The following is a 25,774-nucleotide window of genomic DNA, read 5'->3' as shown; positions in this document are numbered from 1 at the left end:
AGGCGCGGAGCATGGCGCAAGACAAGCCCGAAAGCCCCCTGTGGATCCTGGGCGCGAGCCAGGGGATCGGCGAGGCGCTCGCCCTCCATGTCGCGCGCGCGGGCGCCACCGTCGCGATTTCCGCGCGCTCGGCCGAAAAATTGGACGCGGTCGCCGCCAAGGCACCGGCGGGGCGCATCCACCCCTTCCCCTGCGACGCGACCGATATCGACTCGCTGCGCCATGCGGTAACGGATATCGAGGCGAAGCTGGGCGGGATCGCGACGGCGGTCCTCAATGCCGGGACGCATAAGGAAACGCCGGTCGACGACTTCCAGAGCGCCGATGTCGAACGCATCTTCGACCTCAACGTCATGGGCACGGTCAAGGCGCTGGAGGTGCTGATGCCCCGGATGGTGGCGCGCGGCTCCGGCCGTCTGGCGCTGGTGGCGTCGGTGGCGGGCTATCGCGGCCTACCACGGGCGGCGGCCTATTGCGGCAGCAAGGCGGCCGTCATCGCCATGGCGGAATCGCTGAAGGCGGAACTCGACGGCCGGGGCGTCACGGTCCAGGTCGTCTGTCCGGGCTTCGTGCGCACGCCGCTCACCGACCGGAACGACTTCAAGATGCCCTATCTGATGGAGCCGGAGGACGCGGCCCGCGCGATCTGGGACGGGTTGCGCGCCGACCGGTTCGAGATCGCCTTCCCCCGGCCCTTCGTCCTGCAGTTGAAGGCGTTGCGGGCCCTGCCGCCGCGTGCCTATTTTCCCCTGATACGCAAGGCGACGGGAATCGAATGACCGAAACGGACGGTGGAGACGGGCGGGCCGCGACTCCCGTCGATACCCTGGCGGTGACGCGCCGATGGGCGGCGGCCTTCGCGGCCGTGACGCCAGGGAGTTATGACGGCCTACTGGCCCTCGCCGCGCCCGATATCCGGTTCCGCGATCCCTTCAACGACGTGACGGGGCAAGCGGCGCTCGCGGCGATCCTGACCGAGATGTTCGAGAGCTGCATCGATCCGCGCTTCGAAATCCTGGATGTCGCGGCGGGGGCGCGCGCGGGCTATGTCCGCTGGGTCTTCCGCTTCCGGCCGAAGACGCTCGGCCAGGGGCCGGAATGGCGGATAGAGGGTATGTCGGAAATCCATGTCGGGTCGGATGGGTCGGTCGTGGCCCATATCGACCATTGGGATTCGGCAAGCGGTCTGCTGGCGCGGCTTCCCGTCGTGGGGGCGGGGGTGCGGTGGCTCCTCGCCCGCTTCCGGGTGAAGGCGGCGCGATAGGGAGCCGCGTTATTCCGCCGCCACGCGGGCTCCCGCCCCGATGGGCGGGGAGGCGCCCAGGGTGCCGACACGCGCCTCGTCCAATTTCTGGAACATGATCATGGCACGGCCGATCTGGATGCCCCATTTGCTGACGGCGGCGCGGTTCACGATCACGCCGCCGGGTTGCAGGAACATCCAATCGTCGAAATCGACGCGCCAAGTGGAATCGCCCACGGCCATGTCGAATGTATAGGTCCAATTGAAGGCGTTGCCGGCGATCTTCCCGCGCGCCGTGCCGACGACCCCGTCGGCGGTTCCTTCATAGCTATCGGAGCCGGTTTTCGTGAGGGTCCACACGCGCCGTTCCGTCTCGCCGTCGCGATAGTCGAAATCCTCGACCAGCGTCAGGGTGCGCGTTTCGGGGTCCCAGTCGCCCTCGATATCGACGGTGAATTGCCGGCGCAGATTGCCGAAGCGATCCTCGAACACGCCCCAGGCCCTGGCCCGGCCGTCGAAATATTCTTCGAGCGTCAGGGTCGGTCCACCGTTGCTGAAATCCTCGATCTTCATGCCTCCGCATCCCGTAAGAAGGGCCATCGCGGCCAAAAGCGCGGCCAGTTTTCCCATCATCGTTCCTAACGCGGGTCCCGCGACCTAATGGGCGCCACCCGTCTCCCGTTCCACGACATTCCCCGCGATTCGACGGCGCAGATCGGATTGCCGCGCCGCGTCGAGCGGATGTCTCCAAACCAGGGCGATCGCGCCCAGCTTGAAGACGATCGGCGCGAAGCCGTACATCCAGGCGAGCGCCATCGTCCCGTCGGTCCGGGCGACGTTCCCCGTGCCACCTCGCGCGGCCATGGCGTCGAAGCCCAGCATCTCCAGCCCCGGAAAGGCGAGGCCCACCGCCAAGGCCAGCGACAATTTCGTCGCCATGCCCCATAGGGCGAAATAAAGCCCGGTCCGCGCGGTCCCCCCGGTCTCGACGGTATCGACATCGACCGCGTCCGCCTGCATCGACGGCGGCAGGGCCAGATCGGCCCCCAACGCCACGCCCGTCGCCACGCAGACCACCGCGAAGAGCCAGACATCCCCAGGCCCCAGGAACGGCGCTGCGGAGAACCAGAGGCAGGTCCAGATCATCGCCCCGCACCACACGCGGTGCTTCCCGAAGCGCCGCGATAGCCCGAGCCACAAGGGCAGACCGGCGATCGCTACCCCGAAATACGTAAGCAGCAGCCATCCGGATTTGTCCGGCGCGGCCAGATGATGATCGACATAAAGCAGGAACAGCGTCGCCGGCAGGCCGTTCGCCACCCCGTTCAACAGCCATGCCGCGATCAGCCGCCGGAAGGGCCGGTTGCGGCCCATCACCTTCAACCCGTCGCGCCAGGGAATGCGGGTTGGCCGCGCGGGCGGCGGGTCCGGCACCCGGGCGAGAAGCAGGGCCGCCGTCACCGGCAACAGAACAACGACGAGAAGGCCGACGGCCATCAACCCGTCCGCCCTTCGATCCGCCCCCGCCCAGCCGGCGGCGGCGGCCGCGACCAGCGTGCCGGCGACGACGAAGCCTTCCCGCGCCGCGGCGATCCGGCTGCGCTCGTCATAATCGCCGCTGAGTTCCGCCCCCCAGGCGCCATAGGGCAACATGACCATGGTCCAGCCGAGATAGAGCAGGAAGGCCGCGCCCGCGAGATGGCCGAGACCCGCCCCATCGCCCGGGGCGAACAGCATCCACGCGCCCAGCGCGGTCACCGGCGCGCCGGCCGCGATCCAGGGGCGGCGGCGGCCGAAGCGCCCGCGCGTGCGGTCGGAAAGCGCGCCGATCAGCGGATCGCTGACCACGTCCCACAGCCGCATGGCGAAGAGAACCGCCCCGACGGCCGACAACCCCAGGCCCAGTTCCACCGCATAGTAGCCCGGCACCAGCACATAGACCGGCAGCGTCGCCGCCGCGAGCGGCAACCCGATCAGCCCATAGGCGAGAAGCCCGAAGGGCGAGAGCCGGGTGGACGCTGAGGAAGCGCGCGTTGACTCGCTCATCCGGGGTTAGCGCTTGGCCAGTTGGATGCGCTGCACGTCGATCGTTCCGGCCCGGAACCCGGCCTCGCAATAGGCGAGGTAATATTCCCACATCCGCTTGAACCGCGCGTCATAGCCGAGTGGCTCCAACCGGTGCCACGCTCCCTGGAAGCGTCGGTTCCATTCGGCCAGCGTGCGTGCATAGCAGGGGCCGAAACCCTCCATCCGCTCCACCGTCAGGCCGGCGCGCTCACTCTCCCGCGTGAAGGCGCGCGGGCTCGGCAACATGCCGCCGGGGAAGATATAGCGTTGGATGAAATCAGGCCGGCCTCGATAATAGTCGAAGTGCCGGTCGGCGATGGTGATCACCTGCATCGCGGCGCGCCCACCCTCGACCAGCCGGTCGCGCAGGGTCTCGAAGAAGACCGGCCAATAGGTCTCCCCCACCGCCTCGAACATCTCGATGGAGGCGATGCGGTCGAAGCGTTCGCGCGTGTCGCGATAATCCTGCAGGCGAATCTCGACCTGCTCGTTCAGGCCCTGGCGCTGGATACGTGCGCGGGCGAAATCGTGCTGGGCGCGGCTGATCGTGATCCCGGTCACCTTGCAGCCGCGCGTGCGCGCCGCATGTTCCGCGAAACCGCCCCAGCCGCAGCCGATCTCCAGCACCTTATCACCGGGGCGGGCATCCAGCCGGTCGAGCAGCAGGTCGTATTTCCGGGCCTGCGCCGTCTCCAGTGTCTCGGTTTCGTGCCCGAAGGCGGCCGAGGAATAGGTCATCGTGGGGTCGAGCCATTCGCGATAGAAGGCGTTGCCCAGATCGTAATGGCGGGCGATGTTCCGGCGGCTTCCCGTCTTGCTGTTCCGGTTGCGGCCGTGCAGCAACTTGTGCAGTCCCCGATAAAGGGCCGAACCGCGCAGCACTTCGTCCAGCGCATCGCTGTTGAGCGCGCCGACGGTCAGGAAGCTCGCCAAATCGTCGCTGTCGTAATCCCCGTCCATATAGCTCTCGCCGAGCCCGACATTGCCGCCCAGGATCATCCGTCGCGCCATGCGGGGATCGTGGATGTGGATGGTGCCGACCGGGCCGCCGCGCGGGCCGGTATAGCGCCGCCGCGCGCCCTCGGGCACGCGAACGTCGAAGCTGCCGATCCGGATGCGCCGGGCCAGCGCGAAGGCCATTCGGCTGCCGAGCGACAGGCGCTTGGCGGTGCCTTCCTCGATCGTCGGTTCTGCCCGGGGGCTGGGGGCATAGGTCGTTGCGTGGGTGTCGATGCTCATGCCTGACTTTTCCATTGCAGCGATTGAAACGGGGTGGGTTCGGTCATCCGGTGATCTCCCGCTCCGGCGGCGCGGGCTTGGGCACGTAGCGCGCGCCCTTGAGCCAGAGCTTCAGCGCCTCCCAATGGATCGCGGCGGTGACCTTCAGCGTCATCAATGGGTGGCGCAGGATCGCGGCCGCGAGCGCCCTGTCGTCGAGCGGCCGCCGCGCCCCGACATGGGAGGCGACGAGCAGCGGGCGCCCCTCCGGGTCGCTCTGCCGGATCAGCAGGTTGAGTCGCGTGCCCGGCGGCTTCAGCCGGAAGCGGTAATGCCCGCCCATTCGGTTGAAGGGGGAGACGTGGAAGACCTTCTCCGTCGTCTGCGATATCTCCGCCGCCCCCGCCGGGACCTCCAGCAGATAGCCGTGCCATTCCCCGAAGGTATTCGCGACCTCATAGAGGATCGCGCGCAGGCCGCCGGTCGGACGGTAACAGAAATAGATGCTGAGCGGGTTGAAGACATAGCCCCACAGCCGGGGGAAGCAGAGCAGGCGGATCGGCCCGCCCGCGATGTCGATGCCGCGTTCGGCCAGTTTGGCCTCGACCCAGGGGCGCAAGGGACCGCCGTCGCGCGGCCCGTGATCGCGATCCATGAAGGAGACAGGGCGCAGGCGGTTGTAGCCGAAGAGGCGCGAGCGCGCGTCGAGCGCCGCCAAATCGTCGATATCGAGGAAGAGGGAGAATACCCGATAATCCAACCGGTGCGTCATCGGGCGCAGGCGTTTATGCACCACGCGTCCGAAATAGAGCGCGCTGCCGCCCACGGGTTCCGTCGCCCCTTGCGTGGTTCCGCTATGTACCGCCACGTCCGTCAAGCCGCCGCCTCCAGTCGATCCGGGTTCGGCGGTGTCGGGGTGGAAGAGGGCGGCTCGCCCAGCACCGCGCGCATGGCGTGAACCGCGCCCGGCGGCCAGGGCGTATCGACGCCGAGGCGCCGCGCCACCGCGACGGCGGAGCCGATCCCGTCCTCATGGAAGCCATAGCCGCAATGCGCCCCGCAGAACCAGAGGCGGTCGGTCCCCTGAATTTCCGGCAGCGCCCGTTGCGCCGCGATCGCGTCCCCGTCGAAAACCGGATGGTCGTAGGACAGATCGGCGACTACCCGGGCCGGATCGATCGCCTCGAACGGGTTGAGGGTGACGAACAGATCCCGCGCGTCGAGGGATTGAAGCTGGTTCATCCAATAGGTCACGGCGACCTGGCGTGTGGCGTGGCTGTCCCGTCCGGCCAGATAGTTCCAACTCGACCACACCGCGCGGCGGCGCGGCATCTGCCCGGGATCGTCATGCAGGACCGCGCGGTTCCGTTGATAGCGGAAGCCGCCCAGGATCGACCGTTCCCGCGCGCTCGCATCGCCGAGGAGGGCGCGCGCCTCGTCCCCGTGACAGGCCAGGACCGCCTCGTCGAAACGCTCATGCCGGCCGTCGGCGAAATGAAGCACGACCCCGTCCGTGTCGCGGGTGACGGCGGCGATCGCCGCGTTCGCCTCCACGCGCGGCAGATCGGCGGTCATCCGTTTCACATATTCCCGGCTGCCGCCCTTCACCGTCCACCATCGCGGCCGGTCCTTGACCTGAAGCAGGCCGTGATTGTCGAAGAAACGCACGAAGCTTTCCGCCGGGAAGGCTTTCATCGTTTCAACCGGGCAGGACCATATGGCCGCCGCCATGGGCAGCAGATGGTCGTCGATGAAGGCGCGGCCATAGCCGGCGCGCTCCAGGAATTCCCCCAGGCTCAGGGCCGCGCAGGCGCCGCCCGCCAGCGCGCTCGGCGCCTCGCGATAGAAGCGCAGGATGTCGCGCACCATGCGATGGAAGCTCGGGCGGAACAGATTGCGCTTCTGCGCGAACAGGCTCGCCAGCGTACCGCCGCCATATTCCAGCCGCCCGCCGTCCAAGGTGACGGCGAAGGACATGTCGGTCTCGATGCGCGCCACCCCCAGATGATCGAACAGGCCGATCAGATTTGGATAGGTGCGCTCGTTATAGACGATGAAGCCCGTATCGACCGGAATAGTCCCGCCGCGCCCGTCCGGCGCGTCGAGGGTATTGGAATGCCCGCCGATATAGCCGTTACGCTCGAACAGGGCGACGTCGTGGCGCCGGTTCAGCAACCATGCGGCGGAAAGCCCCGCTATGCCACCGCCGACGACCGCGATCCGTTTCATCCGTTGGCGATCCGACATCAGGCGGCTCCCTTCACATCCTCATAGGCGTCGAGCGCCTGTTGCCGGGCGGTTTTGTGATCGACGATCGGCCGCGGATAGGTCCGGCCGAGGGTCACGCCCGCGGCCGCCAGGGTCTTCGCGTCCGCCGTCCAGGGGGCGTGGATCGACTTCGCCGGCAGTTTCGCCAGTTCCGGGATCCAGCGCCGGACATAGTCGCCATCGGGATCGAACTTCTCGCCCTGCGTCACGGGGTTGAAGATGCGGAAATAGGGGGCGGCATCCGCCCCGCAGCCCGCCGTCCATTGCCAGTTGGCCACATTGTTGGCGAGGTCGGCATCGACCAGCGTATCGCGGAACCAGGCTTCGCCCCGTTGCCAGGGGATAAGCAAATCCTTCACCAGGAAGGAGGCGACCAGCATCCGCACGCGGTTATGCATATAGCCGGTCTCCCAAAGTTCCCGCATGCCGGCATCGACCAGCGGATAGCCCGTTCGGCCGCGCTGCCATGCCCGCAGGCCCGCATCGTCGTCGCGCCAGGGAAAGGCGTCGAACTTCGTCTGGTAGTTCCGGTGCGGCATGCCGGGATTGTGGTACAGCAGATTGTGATTGAAATCGCGCCAGCCGACCTCCCGCAGGAAGGCCCAGACACCGCGCTCCATTGCCGGACCGTCTTCCGCGCGCAGCCGGTCCAGCGACCAATGCCAGATCTGGCGTGGCGATATCTCTCCGAAATGAAGATGCGGGGACAGGCGGGATGTTCCCTCCCGGTCCGGGCGGTCGCGGGTGTCGGGATAGGCCGCGACGCCGTCCGACAGGAAGCGGTCCAACCGGTCGCGCGCCCCGGCCTCGCCGGGTGTCCAGGCATTGCGCAGACCACCGGCCCAGTCGGGCCCGGTCGGCGATAACCCCCAATCCGCGAGGTCGTCACCGGCGGGCAGGGCGTCCGTCGCCGCGCCCGCGATCCGTCGCGGCGTGGGCAGGGGCGGTGCCGGATCGCCCAGGGCGCATTCCGCCTTCCAGAAGGGGGTGAAGACGCCGTACCAGCCGCCCTGCTTCGTCTTGACCTCCCAGGGTTCGTACAGCAGCGCGCCGTTGAAGCTCTCGGCCGCGATGTCGTCCTGCTTCAAGGCGGCCTTGATCCGCGCGTCGGTGTCGATGGCCCAGGGCTCGTACCGGCGGTTCCAGGTGACCCGTGCGGCCCCGGCACGCTGGGCCAGATCGGGTAGGATATCCTCCGCCCGTCCGCGTCTCAGGTGAAGGGGGGCGCCCGCCGCCTCCAAATCCTTCGCCAGCGCGACCAAGCTGTGATGCAGCCACCAGCGGCTGGCCCCGCCGAGCGCCATGTCCCCCGGCGCTTCCTCCTCCAGGATGAAGACGGGCAGGACCGCGTGCCCGCCCTTCAGGGCCGCGTCGAGGGCGGGGTTGTCGCTGAGCCTGAGGTCATTTCGGAACCAGACGATGGTCGTCGGGGCGTCCGCGTTTTGCGTCATGTGCTTTCCGGGCTTGAGGGTCGGGGTCTCGATTGTCTCACGCCCGCATGTTCGGACGTATCGGCGTTCTGCCCACTCTTTACGCGCGGAAGGGGAACGTTGGATTACTCGGGCGTATCACCTGGATCGCTGTTCGGCGTGATCCGAAATATCGGTGGTCCCGTACCAAGGATAGATCGGGAGCGCCCCGATCAGCCAATGGTAGATCCTTCCCCCCACCTCTACCAACGGCGTGTCCGGGCCGGGACCTTCGGGTTCCGGCCCGGTTTCATGCCGGCGGTGTCATGCCCGCAGCAACCGGGCGCGCGGGAAGCCGTGCACCTTGCGCGGCCCCAGCAGGTGAACCCGGAAGCCGTTCGGATAGAGAGCCGCGATCGCGGGGTCGAGGACATTGAGCCCGCCCGTATAGGCGCCGAAGGCCGGCAGGATCAGCCGCCGGCCGTCTTCCACGAAGCACCGGGCGGAAAGCCGCCGCCCGCGCTGGGTGATCGCGGCCTTGGGGTGGTAATGACCGGAAACCTCCCCCGGCGCGGCACGGGCCAGCGCCTCGTGCCGGAAGATCAGCGCGCCGTCGACCAGGGCGTCGGTTACTACCCGCCCGCCCAGGGTTTCCGGCGGGACGGGGTCGTGATTGCCCGCGATCCATATCCAATCACTGCTTCCGGTCAGTCGTCGGATCGCGTCCGCGTCGTCCGGGGCGAGGCGGGCGGCCGCCTCCCCGTCATGGAAACTGTCGCCGAGGCAGATGACGCGCGCCGGGCGGCGCCGTCGGATCGCGTCGGCGATCAGGGAAAGCGTCGTGCGGCTGTCATAGGGGGGCAGCAACTGGCCGCGCCGGGCGAAGCTCGACCCCTTCTCCAGATGAAGGTCGGCGACGACCAGCGTCTCCCGCGCGGGCCAGTACAGCGCGCCGGAGGGTTCCGCGATCAGCGCGGTACCGTTCAGATGCAGCGTCGGGGCCAGGGATATGGTGCTCACAACGGTAATTCCCCATGCAGGATACCGCCGCCGTCGGGGCCGCCCATCGCCTCGCGCACCAGATCCCCCTCCAGATCGGCGGCGGCCTCGTCCAGCAGATCCTCGATCGCGGCATCGCTCGCCACCTGTTCCTTGCCCACCTCCAGCAGGATCGGCACGGCCAGCGGCGATACCCGGTCGAGGCGTCGATGGATGATTCCCCCGGTCGCGGCGCGTTTCAGGAAATCCGCCAGCCGGCCGACATCGATCATCCCGCCGGCCGCGTCCGCGCGCGTCGCCCGCAAGAGGATATGGTCCGGCTCGTGCCGGCGCAGCACGTCATAGATCAGATCGGCGGAGAAGGTGACTTGCCGGCCGGTCTTTTCCGTCCCCGGCATCTTGCGCTCGATCAGCCCGGCGACGATCGCGACATTGCGGAAGGTTCGGCGCATGAGGGAGCTTTCCTCCATCCAGGCTTCCAGATCGTCGCCCAGCATGTCCTCGTCGAACAGCCCGGTGACATCCTCCACCGGGTGCAGCGACCAGACCGCGATCACGTAATCGCTGGCGACGAAGCCGAGTGGCCCCACCCCCATGCGTTCCATCCGCTTGGTCAGCAGCATGCCGAGTGTCTGGTGCGCGTTGCGTCCGGCGAAGCTGTAGGCGACGAGATATTCCTTGTCGCCGCGCGGGAAGCATTCCACCAGAAGCCCGTCGCGCGGCGGCAGGACGGAGCGCCATTGCTGCAGACGCAGCCATTCCGCCACCTGCTCCGGCAGGTCGCGCCAACTGGCCGGGTCCTCCAGCGCGGCGCGCACGCGGTCCGACAGATGCGTCGTGAAGGGCATGCGCCCGCCGAGATAGGAGGGCACCTTCGGCTCCTTGCCGGGCGCGCGGCTCACCTCCACCCAGGTTTCGCGCATGCCCTCGAACCGCAGCATCTCGCCGCCGAAGACGAAGCTGTCTCCGGGCTCCAGAAGGGTCGCGAAATATTCCTCGATCTCGCCCAGCACGGGACCCTTTCGCAGGCGGACCTTGAGGGTCGGACTCTCCACGATGGTGCCGATATTCATCCGGTGGCGGCGCGCGACCTGGGGGGAGGCGACCTCGTAGGTGCCGTCGGCCTTGTGGAACAACCGCCGCCAGCGCTCATAGGTTCTGAGCGCGTATCCGCCGTCCTCGACATAGCGCAGCACGTCGTCGAATGTCGCGCGGTCCAGGTTTGCATAGGGGGCGGAGGCACGAATCTCGGCGAACAGCGCGTCCGCCGTGAAGGGCGCGGCGCAGGCCAGCCCCATGATATGCTGCGCCAACACGTCGAGGCCGCCCGGCCCCGGCGCCTCGCCGTCGAGCGTGCGGGCCATCAGCCCCTCTATCGCGCAGCGGCATTCCAGCACCTCGAACCGGTTGCAGGGGACGAGGAGGGCGCGGCTCGGCGCGTCGAGACGGTGACCCGCGCGCCCGATGCGTTGGGTCAGGCGGCTGACGCCCTTGGGCGGGCCGACCTGGATCACCAGATCGACCGCCGCCCAATCGATTCCGAGGTCGAGCGAGGAGGTCGCGACCACCGCGCGAAGCGCGCCGCGCGCCATCGCTTCCTCCACCTTGCGGCGCTGCTCGCGGGCGAGGCTGCCGTGATGGAGCGCGATCGCCAGATTGTCCTCGTTCCCACGCCACAGTTCCTGGAACAGCAGTTCCGCCTGCGCGCGCGTATTGACGAAGACGAGGGTCGTCCCGGCCTTCCTGATTTCGCGATAGATTTCCGGCGCGGCGTGCAGGCCGTAATGGCCGGACCAGGGAAGACGCTCCTCGGTGTCGAGGATGGCGATTTGGGGTTCCACCGCGCCGCCTCCCTCGATCCGGCGGACATCGCCGGGCCCGGCCGTGGGGGAGACCCAGGCGGCGAGCGCGTCCGGTTGGGCCACCGTGGCGGAAAGACCGACCCGGCGCGCGTCGGGCGCTAGAATCGACAGCCGCGCCAGGCAGAGCGCCAGTTGGTCGCCCCGCTTGGTGCCGGCGAGGGCGTGGGCCTCGTCGATCACGATCGTGCGAAGGGTCGCGAAGAAATCGACCGCCTCCGGATAGCTGATCAGCAGGGCGAGGCTCTCCGGCGTTGTCAGCAGGATATGTGGCGGGTTCTCGCGTTGGCGTTGGCGGCGGTTCTGGGGGGTGTCGCCGGTGCGCGTCTCCACCCGGATGGGCAGGTCCATCTCCGCGATCGGGGTCGTCAGGTTGCGCGCGATATCGACGGCCAACGCCTTCAGGGGGGAGACATAGAGGGTATGCAGACCGGCCGCATCGGGGTCGGGCAGGCCTGCCAGATCGATAAGACTCGGCAGGAACCCGGCCAACGTCTTGCCGCCGCCCGTCGGCGCGATCAGCAAGGCGTGCTCTCCCGCGTTCGCCGCCGCGCGCATGGCTTGCTGGTGCGGATGCGGCACCCAGCCCCGCGCGGCGAACCAGCCGGCGAAAGGCTCCGGCAGGTCGTTCGGGGGTATGGGGCGGGGGAGGTGGGACTCATCCATGGTGGCTACAGACTATAGCCGTCGACCCGACCAAGGCCATGGGTGAAGGGGATCGGGACGGATCGCCGCGCTTTATCGGTTCGGTGCCATCCACATCGGGTGATCCCGAGGCAGATCGCGTTGATAGCTATAAACCAGGATGAAGGTCGGGGAGCCGTCCTCGCCGATCAGTGGCAGCAGAAGCGAGATATCCTGGATCGGCAGGCCCCGTGGGTCGCGAAACGCATCCTCGACGGCCATGGGGCGCGCCTCGGCGATCACGCGGTCGTAATTTTCCATCACGATATCCAGGGATGAGGCGAAATAGCCCTCCGACACGGGCTTTCCGGTCGGATCGAGGCCGCGCGCCTGGACCTCGCCGGTGCCGACGAGGCGATATCGATAACGCGCCGGCCCCTCCTCGCGCTCCACGATCTGGATTCCGGACAAGGCCCGGGGGTGGGCTGTCGGGTCGAAGTCGGTGCGCTTCGGAGGTCTTCCGGGCGTGCCGTGCGCATGCCAGAAGGCGAGTAGCCTGGCTCCCGGCGCATCCAGGACGGGTTCCATCTCGGTACCGAACCGCCGTCGGGTTTGCGTCATCTTCCTGGAAACTCCGATTCTTCATCCGTGCGCCGTCGTCGGGAGCGCATTGATTTCCCATTGTCTTAAGCGCTTGATCCGGGAAGGTGTTATCCGAAGAGTCCGACAATTCACGTCCCGTCCTTGGGAATCCGTCTGTTTCCAATTGGTTGGATGATTGTGGACAGTTTCCCCGAATCGGTTGAGAGTTCGCTTCGTAGTTATGGGAATCTGCCTGACTCCGGCGCGATTCGCGTGCCGATACCCTGGCGGGCGGCGGATTCCGGGCGAGGGAGGTCCCGATGGCGGACAGACCGATGCAAGAGCTCGCCGGCCCCGCGCTGGAGAGCGAGGACTTCGTGGCCGAGCATAAGCGCAAGGCCATGGGGCTCTTTCTCGATGCGTGGGACGAGGGCTGCGCGCAGGGCATACCGAGCGATCTGCTCTCCGAGGTCTGTCTTTATCTGGCGCTCACCGACCTGATCGAGGATCGGGGGGAGGAAGATGTCGCGGCCATCATCGAGTCCTTGCCGGAACGTGTGCGCGCCGGTGAGTTCACGCTTTATGAAGAGCGGCATTGAGGCGCGTGAGCGTCTCGGTCAACCGCGCCTCCTCATAGGGCGTGGCGGTGCCCGCGCCCCAGACCGGCCCCGGCCAGGCTGCGTCACCGTCGAATCGGGCGATCACATGGATATGGAGTTGCGGCACCATGTTGCCGAGCGCGGCGACATTCATCTTATCCGCGTGCCATTCCCGTTCCATCGCCTTGGACAGGGTCGTGACCTCGGCAAGGAGCTGGCGCTGGTCAGCTTGCGTCAGATCGTGGATTTCTCTGATATCCGCGCGTCGGGGAACCAGGATCATCCAGGGAAAGCGCGCGTCCCGCATAAGCAGCAGACGGCACAGTGTCAGGTCCTTCACCATGGCCGTATCCTCGGCGAGCCTTGGGTGAAGCATGAAGTCGTCGGACGTCGGACCGGTCATGTTTTTTGTTTCCCGAGCTTGCGGTTCCCCATCGCATCACGCTAATTGCTTCCCATGACTTCGCAAGCCGATCCCGACACGCTTCTTCTCGATCTTTTCGACGCGGCCTTGAAGGCGGCGGACCCGCTCGCCTGCGTGCCGCCGTGCCTGCCGGAAAAGCCGGCGGGGCGCACCGTCCTGGTCGGCGCCGGAAAAGCATCGGCCTTGATGGCGCAAGCGATCGAACGCGCTTGGGACGGGCCGTTGGATGGGCTGGTGGTTACCCGCTACGGCCATGCGGTTCCGTGCGAGCGGGTGGAGATCGTCGAGGCCTCCCACCCCGTGCCCGATGCGGTGGGCGAGGCGGCGGCGCGGCGGATTCTGGCGTTGGCGGAGGAGTTGGGGCCGGACGACCTGCTGCTCTGCGCCATTTCCGGCGGGGGATCGGCGCTGCTCTCTCTGCCCGCGCCGGGGCTCACGCTCGACGACAAGCAGGCGGTCAATCGCGCGCTCCTGCGCTGCGGCGCGCGGATCGGGGAGATGAATTGCGTGCGCAAGCATCTCTCGGCGATCAAGGGCGGGCGGCTCGCCGCGGCGGCGGCCCCCGCGGCCGTGCATTCGATCCTGATCTCCGACGTGCCGGGCGACGATCCCTCCATCATCGCATCCGGCCCCACCGTGCCGGACGCGACCAGTTTCGCCGATGCGCTGAAGATCGTGCGGGGATATGGCATCGACCTGCCCAAGGCCGTGCGCGACCATCTGGAGGCGGGGGCGGAAGAGACGCCGAAACCCGACGATCCATTGTTCGAGAAGGTGGAAACCGTGCTGGCCGCGGCGCCACTTCTTTCGCTCCGGGCCGCGGGCGAGGTGGCGCGCGCGGCCGGTGTTACGCCCATTATCCTTGGCGACGCCCTGGAGGGGGAAAGCCGCGAGGTCGCGCGTGTCATGGCGGGTATCGCGCAATCGGTAAAGCGCCACGGCCTGCCCGCCGCGCCGCCGGCGGTACTTCTCTCGGGCGGGGAGACGACGGTCACGATCCGGGGCGAGGGACGCGGTGGCCCGAATGCCGAATTCGCGCTGGCGCTGGCGGTCGCGCTCGACGGCGCCGCGGACATCCATGCGATCGCCTGCGACACGGATGGGGTCGACGGGGCGGAGGAGGTGGCCGGCGCGCTTGTCGGCCCCGATACGCTGGCCCGCGCGAAGGATGCCGGCATCGATGCGGAAGCCGCTCTCGCGTCGAACGATGCCCACGGTTTCTTCGAGGCGTTGGATCGTCAGATCAAGCCGGGTCCGACATTGACGAACGTCAATGACTTTCGGGCCATTCTGATCCGGTGAGACGGGGTTAAAGCCCCGATTGCAGCTTTTGCGCCGAGATGATGGCGCAGACCGCGACCGCGCCCAGCATCGCGATGGCGAACAGACCGGCGAAGACCGACCCCGACTGCACCGTGTCGAGCACGACGTCGTAGGTCAGCCCCGCGCTGATCACGAGCCCGCCGATATAAGTGACCCAATCGCGCTTCATGCCGAGGCCGGCGGCGATGATCGCGGCCGCGATCAGCAGCACGGCCAGCGGACCGAACAGCATGTCGAGAACGAAGGCGATGACGAGGGTGCCGACGAAAAGGATGGCGCCGAGCACCGTATCGGACATGGACTGCATGAATTGAAGGCCTCCCGTTCCCTCATAGCGCGGTCCCGGCCGAGTCCGGGGTCGCCACGCGCGTTGGAATTATCCCCGGGGCGTGGTCCGGGCGCAAGAGGGGGCTTCGGCCGGGATTATCCGCCGGCTTCCGCCGGGGGCGCGGTGCCGGGGTCGAGAACCCGCGACGCGGGAAGGACCATGCTCACCTCCGTACCGATCTCGCCCGGCGGCCGGATTTGCAGCATGCCGCCATGGGCCTCCACGAGCCGCTGCGCGATGGGCAGACCGAGACCGGCGCCCTCGCCCGCCACGGCCTGCGATTCCTTAAGTTGAACGAAGGGTTCCATGACCTGGGCGCGCTTGCTTTCCGGAATCCCCGGCCCGTTATCCGCGATCGTGAAGGTGAAGGAACCGTCGGATTGCAAGGCGGCTGAAAGGGCGATCCGACCCCCCTCCGGCGTGTAGCGGATGGCGTTGCCCAACAGATTGACCAGGACCTGGCGGATCAGCCTGGGGTCGACCCGCAGCCGGGGCAATGCATCCGGCACGTCGGTCGTCAGCCGATGGTTACGTTCGCGCGCCCGTCCCCGGACCAGCCGCAGCGTGGAACCGACGATCTCGCGCGGCTCGACATCGGATTCGTCGAGATTCACGTCTCCGACCTCTATTCGCGCGACATCCAGGATATCGTCGAGCAACGCCAGCAGATGTTGCGAGGAATGCAGGATATCGCCGAGATAACCGCGATATTTCTGATTCTCCAAGGGACCGAAGATGCCGTTGGACATCACCTCGGTGAAGCCGATGATCGCGTTCAGCGGCGTCCGGAGTTCATGGCTCATATTGGCGAGGAACATGGTCTTCGCGCGGTTTGCCTCCTCCGCCTGGCGCCGGGCGCGGACCGCTTCGGCGCGGAGCCGTTCCAGGCTCTCCGCATTCGCCAGAAGCTTGCTCTCGAACCTGACATTGATCGTGATCATGACGAGGCCGATCAGGAAGAGGACGACCGCGCCGGCGACGATCAGGCCCAGATAGCGGGAGGTGGTCGGCCATCCCTTCAAGGGCGCCACTTCGATCGCCCAACGGCCGTCGGGCAGGACCACCTCGCCGTGCACCGGGTCTTCTAGGGGGCCTCCCGTTTCATAAAAGACCTCGCCCGAGGCACCGGCACCGTTCCGCCCGGTGAGCCGGATCGCGTACTGCGTGGATAGGGTGTCGATATTGCTGGCGACAAGGAACCGTTCGAAATCGATTACCAACGACCCGATCCCCCAGAGGTCCTGCGGATGCGGCGTGGTATCGAGAAAGATCGGGAAGCGCGCGATGAGGGCCGTCCCCCCTTGAAGCAAGGTAAGGGGGCCGGCGATGCTGATCACGTTCTCCTCGATCGTCCGCGCCACCGCCGGCCATTGCGCGGCGAGGTCGCGATAACGGGCGCCCAATGTGGAACGGTTCTCCTCCAGCGGATAGGTGTGCGAGATGACGAGCGACCGGGCCAAGGCGATATTCCGGAAGGTTCCCGATCCGTCGGCCATGATATATTCGGCGATTTGGCTGAAGGTTTGTTGATCGATGTCGGGGTTCGCGCGGACGAAGGCGATCAGGCCGCGCACCCGTTGAACATCGCCGTTAACCACCCGCTCCATCCTGGAACGAACCTTGTCCATCGCATTTTGCGCTTCGCTACGCGTCTCCGTCAGGGTGCCCTGATAGGCGAAGCGATCGCCCAGAAGGACGAAGCTGACGCAGAGCAGCCCGAGGAAGACGAGTCGCAGCAGGGACTCGCGTCGGACGGAGCGTCGGCCCTCGTCGGATGCGAAGACGAAACGCGCCGTAGAGCCGGCGGGGCGGGGGCGGCGGAACGGTCTCATCACTCGTTTCAGGTGGCGGATGTTCAGTGAGAACACGGGCGGGGGCCGCGCCTCGACCTGCAGTGGCGCGGTTCCCTATCGTAAGTGGTCCTGTCTGAAACTTAGAGCGATGCGGAGAAAGGTTCAATCTACGCTGAGTTCTGGCCGTAGTATAGGCTTTGGAGATGCCGGGCTTCGGCGAAGAAAAGATAGCGTTCCGCCGTCAGGCCGACCGCCGCCGTGACGATCGAAACCGCGAGCAAGGCACTCAGCGGGAAGCCCGTGGCATAGGCGCCGAGCCAGATCGCCAGCATCGGAAAGATGAAGGACCAGACGATGGCGATCCGCCGCAGCCGTCCGGCATGCTTGCGCGCGATCTGGAAGCCCATCTCGCGCATCAGATAGTTCGGCTCGCTGTGCGGCGACTCCAGAAGGCTCACCCGCGCCGGCTCGCCCGTGGGCGTGTGGGTAAGGCCCGTGGCGCTTTCCGTTGTCGCGGCGGGTTTCATCCGCTCCGCCCGCCGCCAGTAGCCAAGTTTCACCGCCAACGCCAGGAGCAACGCGATGGACGCGATGGAGCCGATAAGTTCCGCATGGAAACCGAACGCGTGCGCGATCGCGTTGAAGAGCACGGCGCCCGCCGCCGGACCCAGCAGAAGATAGGCCGCGGGCGTCCAGCGCGTCGCCCACATCGGAACGGCGTCGAGCGAGGCGTAGATCATGCCCGTGCAATAAAGCGTCACCAGCGCGCTCGCCGCCGCGAGAGTGGCGAGCGCATGCTCCAAACCAGGAGGCGCCTCCGGCACCAGGATGCGGACCGCGCCCCAGGCGAGGATGGGCAGGAAGCTCCATAGCGCCGCCACGCCTTCCCGGCTGAGCCAGGAACTGCGCCATTGGGTGAGGGCGCGCCATGCACGCTCCGGATGGCCGAGATGGAAAGTCGAGGAGGCAAGCCCCAGCCCGATCAACGCGAGCGCGAGGCCAAGCGTGACGGCGGTAACCACGGGCCTGTCGGCCATCAGGCCCAGCCAATCGGCTAGGGCCGCGACGATCACGAGGCCGTAGCCGGCGCCGGAACTCAGGGTGAAGAGAATGACGGACTTGGCGGGATGCATCGACTTTCGCTTTCGTTATCGCTTCGACTGTCTCGTTCGCGCGATCGCGCGCGGTCCTTAGTATTTCCGGAAGGCCCAACTCGCGGCCAGGCCGGCCAGACCGGCGATCAGGATGGCCCCGATCCCATAGAGCATCGAGTAATTGTGCGCCGTGCGGAAGACCTGGGCGCCGAAGCCTTCCTTGTTGACGAAGAGGGGGGTCGTCTGCGCGCTCACCACCTCGCCGTCGGCGACCAGCAGGGTCTCGATCGTATAGGTCCCGACCGGCACGTTGGCCGGAATCAGGACCGTCGTCCGGAACAGCCGTCCGCCGCGCCATTGGACGCGGCCGGTGCCGGCGCCGTAGTGGCCGACACGAATCTTGTTGCGCACGATCGCCTCGGCGAAGGCGTCGCGATCCTCGGCCGGTTCGCCGGGCTGGAGGCGCAGGTTCAGGTGGTCGACGCCGATCCGGTGGCGGTCGAGCGCCGTGCGCGGCAGGTCCAACGTCCCCGGATCGGCCGATGTCGCGACGTGGTAGAAGGCCGGCACGCCGCGGAACGCCCGTTCCTCCCGATTGACCCATATGCCGGCCACCCGGTCCTTGCGCCGGACGACCAATTCCTCCTTCGGTCCATGGACGACGACGACGACCTCGCCCTCGCCCTGGATCGAGCCGAACAACAGCAACTCCGTGCCGGTGAAACCGGTGGTGATCGCCACCAGATGATCGTCCAGATCGGCGACCAGCCGTTCCGCCGCGACGGCCGCGCGCGATCCCGCCGTCAGCAGAATCGCCAGCAACACCGCGACGACGGGCAGGGCCCGGCCTATGCGGGGGGTGCCGGTCATTGGCCGTTCCCCAAAGTGAGGCCGAGACTGTAGACATCGTCCGGCGTCAGCACGAGGTCGAACAGCAGCTTGCCGCAGACCGCCAGCACCATGGCGGCCAGCAGGCCGCGCAGTTGCTCGCCCCGCAGCTTGGCGCCGAGCTTGGTGCCGACCTGCGCGCCGATGACGCCGCCGACCAGCAGCAGCATGGCCAGCACGACGTCGACCGTCTGGTTCAGCGTCGCCTGCAGGAAAGTCGCGTTCGCGGTCACGAACAGAATCTGAAACAGCGACGTGCCGATCACGACATTGGTCGGCATGCCCAGCAGATAGATCATGGCCGGGACCATGACGAAGCCGCCACCCACGCCCATGATCGCGGAGAGCACGCCCACGAAGGCGCCGACGCCGATGGGCAGCAGCGCGCTGATATAGAGCTTCGAACGCCGGAACCGCATCTTGAAGGGCAGGCCGTGCAGCCAGTTATGCTCGTGCAGCTTGCCGCGCCCTCCGGCTCCCGGGCGACGCGCGCGCAGCAGGGCGCGCAGGCTTTCCACCATCATCAGGGCGCCGATGATGCCGAGGAAGATGACGTAGGAGAGCCGGATGACGAGATCGATCTGTCCCAGCGTCTGCAGCCACTTGAAGACGAAGACACCGCCGGTGGAGCCGAAGAAGCCCCCGACCAGCAGCATCAGCCCCATCTTCACATCGACATTGCCGCGCCGCCAATGCGCCATGACGCCGGAGACCGATGAAGCCACGATCTGATTGGCCCCGGTCGCGACCGCGACGGGCGAGGGAATGCCGACGAAGATCAGAACCGGCGTCATCAGGAAGCCGCCGCCGACGCCGAATATTCCCGACAACACCCCGATGCCCGCGCCGATCCCCAGGATGGCGAAGATGTTCACCGACATCTCGGCGATCGGCAGATAGATATGCATCGGCGCGGCCGCCCCCGAGACTCGTCATCCGTGGCAGCCGGCCGGGCGCGAAACCCGGCCGGTTGGGCCCCTCCCCGCGGTCGCGCCGCCGGCCCGCGCTGACCGGTGCCGTGACCACCCCTTGAGGATTGCAAGGAAGCCCCTTTTTGCGCCATACGTCAATGCGACCCGGTGTCCTGGACCGGCAGATCGCGCGCAATTGGCGCGCCGCGATCGGGACAGGGGCGGCGCAGATGGACAAGGCGAGGGAGAAGGAGGGACGCGATGGCGCGCGATCATCGGCTCGACGCGACCGGCCTGAAATGCCCTCTGCCCGTACTCAAGGCGCGCAAGCTTTTGAAGGACTTGGCCCCGGGCGACACGCTCGACGTGACGGCGACCGATCCCGGCGCGCCGAAGGATTTCGAGGCTTTTTGCGAATCGCAAGGCTGCGACCTGCTCGAGAGCGCGGAGGAGGGCGGGGTCTATCGCATCAGGCTGCGCAAGCTGTGAGTGCCGCGCATGGACGACGGCGCGGGCCGTTCAGTCCGCCTGATTCGAACTCTTGTACATCTCCGTGATCGAAACGGCGAGGTGGTCCTCGACCACCACGACCTCGCCGCGGCCGACGGGCAGGCCATTGCAGCGAACCTCGACCGTGTCGCCGACCCGCCGGTCTAGTTCGATGACCGCGCCGCGCCCGATCTTCAGCAGGTTCGAGACCTTCATATCGGCGGTCCCCAGAACCGCCGTCAGATCCACCTTGATGTTCTGGACCGCGCTGTTCCGTCCATTGCGCTTGACCGCCGCGGCGGCGGCTTGTTCGACGGGGCTTTGGCTCTCGCTGTCGTCGCTCATCGCTCGTGCTTCTTCCGACTGGTTGCGGCGCCCGGAATCCCTATTACCTTTAAGCTTCCATAATAGGCCGAGATTCGCGGTTACGTCGATGCAAGACTGGTGGATGCAAGGCTGGGGCATGGTGGACCGGTGCCGACCGCGGGCGCCGGCGCGTGGCGCGCCCATGCCGCGCGCCGGCATTCGGCGGCTCGTGCCCGTGCTCTATCTCCTTCTGGCGGCGATGCCCGCCGGGGCCTTGGCGGCGCCGCCCGATGATCTCGTCGCCGCGGCGCGGGCGGGAGACGCGGCGGCGCAATATGACCTCGGCCGTCTTTACGAGCGTGGCGAGGGCGTCGAACGGGACGATTTCACCGCCGTTGAATGGTTCGCGAAGGCGGCCCGGAACGGGCATGGCCGGGCGGCGCTGGATTACGGTTGGATGCTTGGCAACGGTTATGGCGTCGCGAAGGACGAGGCGGCCGCCTATTTCTGGTTCGCGCGCGCGGCGGCTATGGGCGTTCACGGCGCGGCGGAGCAGCGGGATTTCCTCGCCGAACGGATCGACCCGGCCGCGCGGCGGGAGGCGGATGCGCGGCTGGCTGATCTGTCGCCGGCGCCGATGGACCGCGATGGCGACGACAGCGCGGACGGCTCCCTGCCGGTCGCGGATCTGCGCGACGTGCTGGATCTGCGCCGTGCCTATAACAGCCCCGATCGTGGGGACGACACGGCGCTGCGTCCGGCGCTCCGCCGGGAGGCGGAGCTCGGCGACCCGATGGCGCAGAACCTGCTGGCCGTGATCCTGATGCGCTCGACCGCGCGGGCGGACAAGCTGGAGGCCATGGAATGGCTGCGCTCCGCCGCCTGGGCGGGACTTCCGGCGGCGCAGTATAATCTGGCCGACGCGCTCACCGTCGGCGTCGGTGGAGAGCTTGATCTGCGCGCTGCCGCGGGCTTGTTGGACGAGGCCTTGGGGGGGCTCCCCTCCGGCATGCCGCGCGATTACGACAGCGCCAGCCGCCAGTTCCGGGAGCGCGCGGAATATACCGATCCCTATATCGCCGCGGTTCAGGGCTATGCCAGTGCCGCCACGGAATTGCGGCAGCTGATCCGCATGCGCGAGGCGGAGGTGGCTGCGCAACTCGAACTCGCCCGCCGGCTGGGGCAATGACGGATCGGGGCCGGCATCTTGGACGGTACGACCTATGACCTTTTCCGGCGCATCCTGCTCACCGCGACGCATTCGGTGCCGCTCTGGATCGTTCTCGGCGCGGCGTTATTGCTTTGGTGGCGTGCCCGGCGGAGGCGCGGCATGAGCCTCGTCGCCGTCCTCGGCCTGGGCGCGGCGGCCCTGACACTGGGCGCGATGCCGGCGGGGCCGAAACTGGCGGAACGGGTTCTGGCACCTTCCGACCTTCCGGTTCTGGGCGAGAGCGGCGCCATTCCGGCCGGGATAGGGCAGGGCGTATCGGACGGCCCCTTCATCGCGATCTTCTCCGGCGGGATCGTCCGTTATGGCGCCGACGAAACCGTCGGAACGGGAGAGGCGGCGGGCTGGTTTCCGAAGCCCGTCACGCTGCGCCGCGTCGGGCGGGCGATGGCCGTGGCGCGCGCGCGCAGCCTTCCCGTCATGCTCAGCGGTGGGCGTGTTCCGGCGGAGGCGCCACCGGAATCGGAGGTGATCGCCCGGGCCATGCGGTTGGAGGACACGGTTCTGCTGGAGCGCCGTTCGCGCAATACGTACGAGAATGCCCGGGAGCTCGCCGCGCTGGCCGCGCGGCGGGGGTGGCGCCGGGTGATCGTGGCGACCGACCGCGTCCATCTGCGCCGGGCCGCCGCCTGCCTGCGCGCGGCCGGGCTGGTGCCCGTCGCCGTCATCCCGGCGGAGGCCCCCGTCGATCTTGGGCCGGGCGATCTGATCCCCAGCGTCGAGGGGCTCGCCGATTGGCGGCCGGTCCTGCGTGAAATACTGGGGCTTGTCTATTATCTCGCGCGCGGCCGGATCGCCCCCCGCGACCTATGAGGGCCAGGCACGATCCGTTAGAGGAGGGGCTTCCCCCCTTCTCACGGCGCCGTCTTGGCGTTTTGCACGACGAGCCACAGGGCGTGGATCATCCCCGGCACGAAGAAGAAGATCGTCAGCAGCAGGTTGAGCCAGAACTGCAAGCCCAGGCCGACGGTCAGGAAGGCCGCCACCGGCGGCAGAAAGATCGCGAGAATGATCCGGATGAGATTCATGATATGATAGCTCCCCTCGGGCCGTCCCGGCCTTTCGGCGCGGCGCCCTATCCCACCGAACGGGCGCCGTGCGTGACCGTTCATTCGGCGCAGCATAGCCGCCGCCTCGCCGGTGGGCCAGCGCGATCGACGGCTGTTACGATCGAAGATCGGTCGATATCGGCTTCAGCCGTGGCTATCCGACAGCGATGCCGACGATCACGAGACCCGCGATAACGAGCGCGAGGGAAATCGCCAGCATCCACCGCAGATGCCCCCGCCCACGCGGCTCGCCCTGGCGGGCATTCTCGGCATTCTTTTCGATGATCATCGTTCGGGCTCCCTCTTCTTGGGGCGAAAGGGGCCACGGGATGATGGTGCCGGATGCAGGGATCGAACCCGCGACCTTCGGTTTACAAAACCGCTGCTCTACCAGCTGAGCTAATCCGGCCCGGACGACGTCCGTCGGCGGGGTTCTAGCATCGCCTCCGCCCGTTCGCCAGTCCCCCGCGCACCGCTCGGCGCTGGGGCCGGAGTATCGCTCAATGCGTGCTTTCCAGCACGGCGGGCGCGCCGTCCGGGTCGTTCGCCGGGGACTCCATCGCTGAAATCGGCACGACGCGGTATAGCTTCTCGTCGCGCAGCCTCGCGGCGTCCGCCGGCGTCTCGTTCCCGACCGCCGTCCTGGTTTCGGGAAGTTCCTCGCGCGCGGCGGCGACCTCTCGGGCCTCGGCCGGACTGTCGGCGCGCACGACGAGGCGCTTGAATGGGGTGTGGTCGAGCCAGCGGGTGTCGTCGCCATGCGCGACAGGCTCAATGCTCCAGAGCGCCATTAGTCCCTCCTCTCGTTTCTTCGAGGACCGGTTGCGGCGTTCTGGAGGGGAGGTGGGGTCCATGCCCCGGAATTCAATCCGCTTGCGTCTACTTGCGTCTAAGGGCGGTTCAATCGAGGGGCGATCCCGCCGGCAGGGCGGCATAGAGGGCGATGGCGGCGGCGTTGGAGACGTTGAGCGAATCGATCGCCGCCTTCGCCGCGTCGGGTGCCATTGGAATGCGCACCAGCATGTCGCACCGCTCTCGCGTCAGCCGGCGCAACCCCTCTCCCTCGGCGCCGAGGATGAGCGCGAGGCGCCCCTCGCCGGGCAGGTCGCGCACCGTGTCGCGGGCCGTGCCGTCGAGACCGACGACCCAGAAACCGGCCTCCTGCAGAGTTCCGATCGCCTGGGAAAGATTGCCGATCCGCACGAGGGGAACCCGCTCCAGCGCGCCGGAGGCGGTCTTGGCCAGCGATGCGGTCTCCGGCGGGGCGTTGCGGGCCTGAAGACAGACAGCTTCCGCGCCGAACACGGCCGCGGTACGCAGGATCGCTCCGACATTGTGCGGGTCCGTGATCTGGTCGAGCAGAACCAGCCGTGCGACCGGACCGCAGGCGGCGATGATCCGCTCCAGGCTCGGCTCGTCGAGCGGCCAGACTTCCAGGATCACGCCTTGATGCACCGTCCCCTCGCCGAGAAGCTGGTCCAGGGTCGCCCGATCCGCCGCGCGTGGTGATATATCGCGCGCCGCCAGCAGGTCGGCCAGCCGGTCCGTCGCCTGACGCGTCGCCCAGAACCGGCCGATCCGGCGCGTGTCGTTGCGCAGCGCCGCCTGAACGGCATGGAAGCCGTAAAGGAAATAGGCGCCGCGTTCCGGCCGGATCGGGGCGCCCATGGCATCCCGCGCCGCCGCGGACGAGGCCGAAGGCGACGGGCCGGCTCCGGTCGGCGCATGGCGGTCCCCGGCGCCAGCCGGCGCGTTGCGGGTCTTGGGGCGGCGATGCTTGGGCTGTTTGCTCATGATCCGGGGTCAATAGACCTTGCGGGACGCCGACGCAATTGCCGCAGTCCATCAGGCGGTGTCGAGATGAGCGCCAGGGACGGGCGAACGGGGCCAAGGCGATGGATTCATGCGGATTTCCGTACAAGGTTCAAGGAAACACGCGGCATGCTCTTGCCGCCCGGATTCATCGTTGACAAGGATGGAGTGGCCGCCTAAACCCCATCCCGCCGTGGCGAACGGTGCCGGGTGCGGCTCCATGGAGGGGTGCCCGAGTGGTTAAAGGGGGCGGACTGTAAATCCGTTGGCTTAGCCTACGTTGGTTCGAATCCAACCCCCTCCACCATGCCGGCCCCATCGCGCGCCGGGGCGATTTACGGGTCGAGACCCGCGCGAGCCCCTTCGTCGATACCGGGATATCCGGTCGGCGGGGGTGGACGCGGGGCGACCCGTATCCACATAAGACCTTATCCGCGCGGATTGCCGGCGGGGCGGTCGATGTGGGTGACGGCGAAGGATTACATGCGGGTGTAGCTTAATGGTAAAGCCCCAGCCTTCCAAGCTGGTTACGTGGGTTCGATTCCCATCACCCGCTCCAGACACCCACGCGATCGGTCGGGTCGTTGCCGGGGCCGCCGCATTCCGTCCGGGGATGGTGGCGCCGGGTTGAGAGGGCAGGCAGTGCCTGCGATCGGCTTGGAAGAACGCGCGCTCCGGCTCGGTGCCGGTCGCTCAGCAGCAAGGGAACGGCTAGGAAGATGGCGAAGGCAAAGTTCGAGCGGACGAAGCCGCACTGCAACATCGGTACGATTGGTCACGTTGACCACGGCAAGACGACGCTGACGGCGGCGATCACGAAGGTTTTGGCGGAGACTGGCGGCGCGACGTTCCTTGACTACGCGGCGATCGACAAGGCGCCGGAGGAGAAGGCGCGGGGGATCACGATCAACACGGCGCATGTTGAGTACGAGACGGAGAACCGTCACTACGCGCACGTGGATTGCCCTGGTCACGCGGACTATGTGAAGAACATGATCACGGGCGCGGCGCAGATGGACGGGGCGATCCTGGTTGTCTCCGCGGCCGACGGTCCGATGCCGCAGACGCGGGAGCACATTCTTCTGGCGCGCCAGGTTGGGGTTCCGGCGATCTGCGTTTTTCTGAACAAGTGCGACATGGTCGACGACGAGGAGCTTCTTGAGCTGGTGGAGCTCGAGGTTCGTGAGCTTCTGTCGTCCTATGATTTCCCGGGCGACGACATTCCGATCGTGAAGGGCTCGGCGCTGAAGGCGCTGGAGGG

Annotated in this window: 28 protein-coding genes and 3 tRNA genes; 10 read left to right on the top strand and 21 right to left on the bottom strand. The window is 67.4% G+C overall.

Annotated features, from left to right (window positions below; all coding sequences use genetic code 11):
• Window positions 1-11 precede the first annotated feature (11 nt).
• Together KAJ83_RS09310 and KAJ83_RS09305 are read left to right on the top strand one after the other, a co-directional pair.
• Window positions 12-779 carry an SDR family NAD(P)-dependent oxidoreductase gene (locus KAJ83_RS09310; RefSeq protein ID WP_210681796.1) on the top strand — a complete coding sequence of 256 codons (768 nt, stop codon included), beginning with the start codon at window positions 12-14 and terminating at the stop codon, window positions 777-779.
• Entirely contained in the window at window positions 776-1,264 is a 489-nt protein-coding gene (locus tag KAJ83_RS09305; RefSeq protein ID WP_210681795.1) for a nuclear transport factor 2 family protein, read from the top strand. Before KAJ83_RS09310 ends, KAJ83_RS09305 begins: the two co-directional genes overlap by 4 nt.
• A 9-nt stretch (window positions 1,265-1,273) precedes the next feature.
• On the opposite strand, the gene KAJ83_RS09300 is transcribed toward KAJ83_RS09305, so the two are convergent.
• The 9 genes from KAJ83_RS09300 to KAJ83_RS09260 form a co-directional block, all read right to left on the bottom strand.
• A complete protein-coding gene (locus tag KAJ83_RS09300) occupies window positions 1,274-1,843 on the bottom strand; it encodes a DUF3833 domain-containing protein (protein ID WP_343221988.1) in 570 nt (189 codons plus the stop codon).
• A gap of 57 nt (window positions 1,844-1,900) precedes the next feature.
• Window positions 1,901-3,289 (bottom strand): MFS transporter, encoded by a 1,389-nt coding sequence (locus KAJ83_RS09295; protein ID WP_210681793.1) that lies wholly within the window; start codon window positions 3,287-3,289, stop codon window positions 1,901-1,903.
• A gap of 6 nt (window positions 3,290-3,295) precedes the next feature.
• Window positions 3,296-4,549, bottom strand: coding sequence for an SAM-dependent methyltransferase (locus KAJ83_RS09290; RefSeq protein ID WP_210681792.1), 1,254 nt, complete (start codon window positions 4,547-4,549; stop codon window positions 3,296-3,298).
• Between the two features lie 43 nt (window positions 4,550-4,592).
• The gene (locus KAJ83_RS09285; protein ID WP_343221987.1) at window positions 4,593-5,396 is read right to left on the bottom strand and encodes a DUF1365 domain-containing protein; all 804 of its coding nucleotides are present in this window, start codon (window positions 5,394-5,396) and stop codon (window positions 4,593-4,595) included.
• A 5-nt stretch (window positions 5,397-5,401) separates the two neighbouring features.
• Window positions 5,402-6,775 carry an NAD(P)/FAD-dependent oxidoreductase gene (locus KAJ83_RS09280; RefSeq protein ID WP_246484422.1) on the bottom strand — a complete coding sequence of 458 codons (1,374 nt, stop codon included), beginning with the start codon at window positions 6,773-6,775 and terminating at the stop codon, window positions 5,402-5,404.
• Entirely contained in the window at window positions 6,775-8,247 is a 1,473-nt protein-coding gene (locus KAJ83_RS09275) for a cryptochrome/photolyase family protein (protein WP_210681791.1), read from the bottom strand. Before KAJ83_RS09275 ends, KAJ83_RS09280 begins: the two co-directional genes overlap by 1 nt.
• Window positions 8,248-8,529: 282 nt before the next feature.
• Complete coding sequence (pdeM, locus tag KAJ83_RS09270) at window positions 8,530-9,225, bottom strand: ligase-associated DNA damage response endonuclease PdeM (protein WP_343221976.1); 696 nt, start codon at window positions 9,223-9,225, stop codon at window positions 8,530-8,532.
• A complete protein-coding gene (locus KAJ83_RS09265) occupies window positions 9,222-11,729 on the bottom strand; it encodes a ligase-associated DNA damage response DEXH box helicase (RefSeq protein WP_210681790.1) in 2,508 nt (835 codons plus the stop codon). The genes pdeM and KAJ83_RS09265 overlap by 4 nt, the downstream gene beginning before the upstream one ends.
• 72 nt (window positions 11,730-11,801) lie before the next feature.
• The gene (locus KAJ83_RS09260; protein ID WP_210681789.1) at window positions 11,802-12,308 is read right to left on the bottom strand and encodes a PAS domain-containing protein; all 507 of its coding nucleotides are present in this window, start codon (window positions 12,306-12,308) and stop codon (window positions 11,802-11,804) included.
• A gap of 281 nt (window positions 12,309-12,589) precedes the next feature.
• Here KAJ83_RS09260 and KAJ83_RS09255 point away from each other — a divergent pair, with 281 nt between their 5' ends.
• The gene (locus KAJ83_RS09255; protein ID WP_210681788.1) at window positions 12,590-12,868 is read left to right on the top strand and encodes a hypothetical protein; all 279 of its coding nucleotides are present in this window, start codon (window positions 12,590-12,592) and stop codon (window positions 12,866-12,868) included.
• On the opposite strand, the gene KAJ83_RS09250 is transcribed toward KAJ83_RS09255, so the two are convergent.
• The gene (locus KAJ83_RS09250) at window positions 12,843-13,271 is read right to left on the bottom strand and encodes an HIT domain-containing protein (protein ID WP_210681787.1); all 429 of its coding nucleotides are present in this window, start codon (window positions 13,269-13,271) and stop codon (window positions 12,843-12,845) included. The two genes, KAJ83_RS09255 and KAJ83_RS09250, sit on opposite strands and share 26 nt — an antisense overlap.
• A 54-nt stretch (window positions 13,272-13,325) precedes the next feature.
• Between KAJ83_RS09250 and KAJ83_RS09245 the strand changes: the two genes are divergently transcribed.
• On the top strand, window positions 13,326-14,594 hold the full coding sequence (locus tag KAJ83_RS09245; protein ID WP_210681786.1) for a glycerate kinase type-2 family protein: 1,269 nt from the start codon (window positions 13,326-13,328) through the stop codon (window positions 14,592-14,594).
• Between the two features lie 7 nt (window positions 14,595-14,601).
• Here KAJ83_RS09245 and KAJ83_RS09240 read toward each other — a convergent pair whose 3' ends face one another.
• The 5 genes from KAJ83_RS09240 to KAJ83_RS09220 form a co-directional block, all read right to left on the bottom strand.
• Window positions 14,602-14,922: a hypothetical protein gene (locus KAJ83_RS09240; RefSeq protein ID WP_210681785.1), complete on the bottom strand. Its 321-nt coding sequence runs from the start codon at window positions 14,920-14,922 to the stop codon at window positions 14,602-14,604.
• A gap of 116 nt (window positions 14,923-15,038) precedes the next feature.
• On the bottom strand, window positions 15,039-16,775 hold the full coding sequence (locus tag KAJ83_RS09235) for a sensor histidine kinase (RefSeq protein WP_210681784.1): 1,737 nt from the start codon (window positions 16,773-16,775) through the stop codon (window positions 15,039-15,041).
• 128 nt (window positions 16,776-16,903) lie between these two features.
• A complete protein-coding gene (locus KAJ83_RS09230) occupies window positions 16,904-17,869 on the bottom strand; it encodes a dimethyl sulfoxide reductase anchor subunit family protein (RefSeq protein WP_210681783.1) in 966 nt (321 codons plus the stop codon).
• Between the two features lie 57 nt (window positions 17,870-17,926).
• Window positions 17,927-18,700, bottom strand: coding sequence for a TIGR02186 family protein (locus KAJ83_RS09225; RefSeq protein WP_210681782.1), 774 nt, complete (start codon window positions 18,698-18,700; stop codon window positions 17,927-17,929).
• Entirely contained in the window at window positions 18,697-19,626 is a 930-nt protein-coding gene (locus KAJ83_RS09220; RefSeq protein WP_210681781.1) for a sulfite exporter TauE/SafE family protein, read from the bottom strand. Before KAJ83_RS09220 ends, KAJ83_RS09225 begins: the two co-directional genes overlap by 4 nt.
• A gap of 264 nt (window positions 19,627-19,890) precedes the next feature.
• Here KAJ83_RS09220 and KAJ83_RS09215 point away from each other — a divergent pair, with 264 nt between their 5' ends.
• Entirely contained in the window at window positions 19,891-20,118 is a 228-nt protein-coding gene (locus KAJ83_RS09215) for a sulfurtransferase TusA family protein (RefSeq protein WP_210681780.1), read from the top strand.
• 30 nt (window positions 20,119-20,148) lie between these two features.
• Here KAJ83_RS09215 and fliN read toward each other — a convergent pair whose 3' ends face one another.
• Window positions 20,149-20,463, bottom strand: coding sequence for a flagellar motor switch protein FliN (gene fliN / locus KAJ83_RS09210; protein WP_210681779.1), 315 nt, complete (start codon window positions 20,461-20,463; stop codon window positions 20,149-20,151).
• A gap of 163 nt (window positions 20,464-20,626) precedes the next feature.
• Here fliN and KAJ83_RS09205 point away from each other — a divergent pair, with 163 nt between their 5' ends.
• Both KAJ83_RS09205 and KAJ83_RS09200 read left to right on the top strand, forming a co-directional pair.
• Window positions 20,627-21,613 carry a tetratricopeptide repeat protein gene (locus tag KAJ83_RS09205; RefSeq protein ID WP_210681778.1) on the top strand — a complete coding sequence of 329 codons (987 nt, stop codon included), beginning with the start codon at window positions 20,627-20,629 and terminating at the stop codon, window positions 21,611-21,613.
• A gap of 18 nt (window positions 21,614-21,631) precedes the next feature.
• Window positions 21,632-22,465: a YdcF family protein gene (locus tag KAJ83_RS09200; RefSeq protein ID WP_210681777.1), complete on the top strand. Its 834-nt coding sequence runs from the start codon at window positions 21,632-21,634 to the stop codon at window positions 22,463-22,465.
• 41 nt (window positions 22,466-22,506) lie between these two features.
• On the opposite strand, the gene KAJ83_RS09195 is transcribed toward KAJ83_RS09200, so the two are convergent.
• The 5 genes from KAJ83_RS09195 to rlmB all read right to left on the bottom strand — a co-directional run bounded on the left by KAJ83_RS09195 (window position 22,507) and on the right by rlmB (window position 24,369).
• A complete protein-coding gene (locus KAJ83_RS09195) occupies window positions 22,507-22,680 on the bottom strand; it encodes a YqaE/Pmp3 family membrane protein (RefSeq protein WP_210681776.1) in 174 nt (57 codons plus the stop codon).
• A gap of 175 nt (window positions 22,681-22,855) precedes the next feature.
• The gene (locus KAJ83_RS19525; RefSeq protein ID WP_281413120.1) at window positions 22,856-22,990 is read right to left on the bottom strand and encodes a hypothetical protein; all 135 of its coding nucleotides are present in this window, start codon (window positions 22,988-22,990) and stop codon (window positions 22,856-22,858) included.
• 44 nt (window positions 22,991-23,034) lie between these two features.
• Window positions 23,035-23,110: transfer RNA gene (locus tag KAJ83_RS09190), tRNA-Thr, on the bottom strand.
• Window positions 23,111-23,201: 91 nt separating this feature from the next.
• On the bottom strand, window positions 23,202-23,492 hold the full coding sequence (locus KAJ83_RS09185) for a hypothetical protein (protein WP_210681775.1): 291 nt from the start codon (window positions 23,490-23,492) through the stop codon (window positions 23,202-23,204).
• 109 nt (window positions 23,493-23,601) lie between these two features.
• Window positions 23,602-24,369 (bottom strand): 23S rRNA (guanosine(2251)-2'-O)-methyltransferase RlmB, encoded by a 768-nt coding sequence (gene rlmB, locus KAJ83_RS09180; RefSeq protein WP_246484421.1) that lies wholly within the window; start codon window positions 24,367-24,369, stop codon window positions 23,602-23,604.
• Window positions 24,370-24,735: 366 nt separating this feature from the next.
• Here rlmB and KAJ83_RS09175 point away from each other — a divergent pair.
• The 3 genes from KAJ83_RS09175 to KAJ83_RS09165 form a co-directional block, all read left to right on the top strand.
• A tRNA-Tyr gene (locus KAJ83_RS09175) sits at window positions 24,736-24,820 on the top strand.
• Between the two features lie 178 nt (window positions 24,821-24,998).
• A tRNA-Gly gene (locus KAJ83_RS09170) sits at window positions 24,999-25,072 on the top strand.
• Between the two features lie 160 nt (window positions 25,073-25,232).
• The coding region (locus KAJ83_RS09165) for a GTP-binding protein (RefSeq protein WP_210681773.1) at window positions 25,233-25,774 on the top strand (542 nt) is incomplete at its 3' end.

The organism is Marivibrio halodurans (assembly GCF_017963645.1).
In the GTDB taxonomy this organism is placed as follows: Bacteria; Pseudomonadota; Alphaproteobacteria; order UBA8366; family Aestuariispiraceae; genus Marivibrio; species Marivibrio halodurans.
This window is presented reverse-complemented; position numbering and strand designations above follow the sequence as displayed.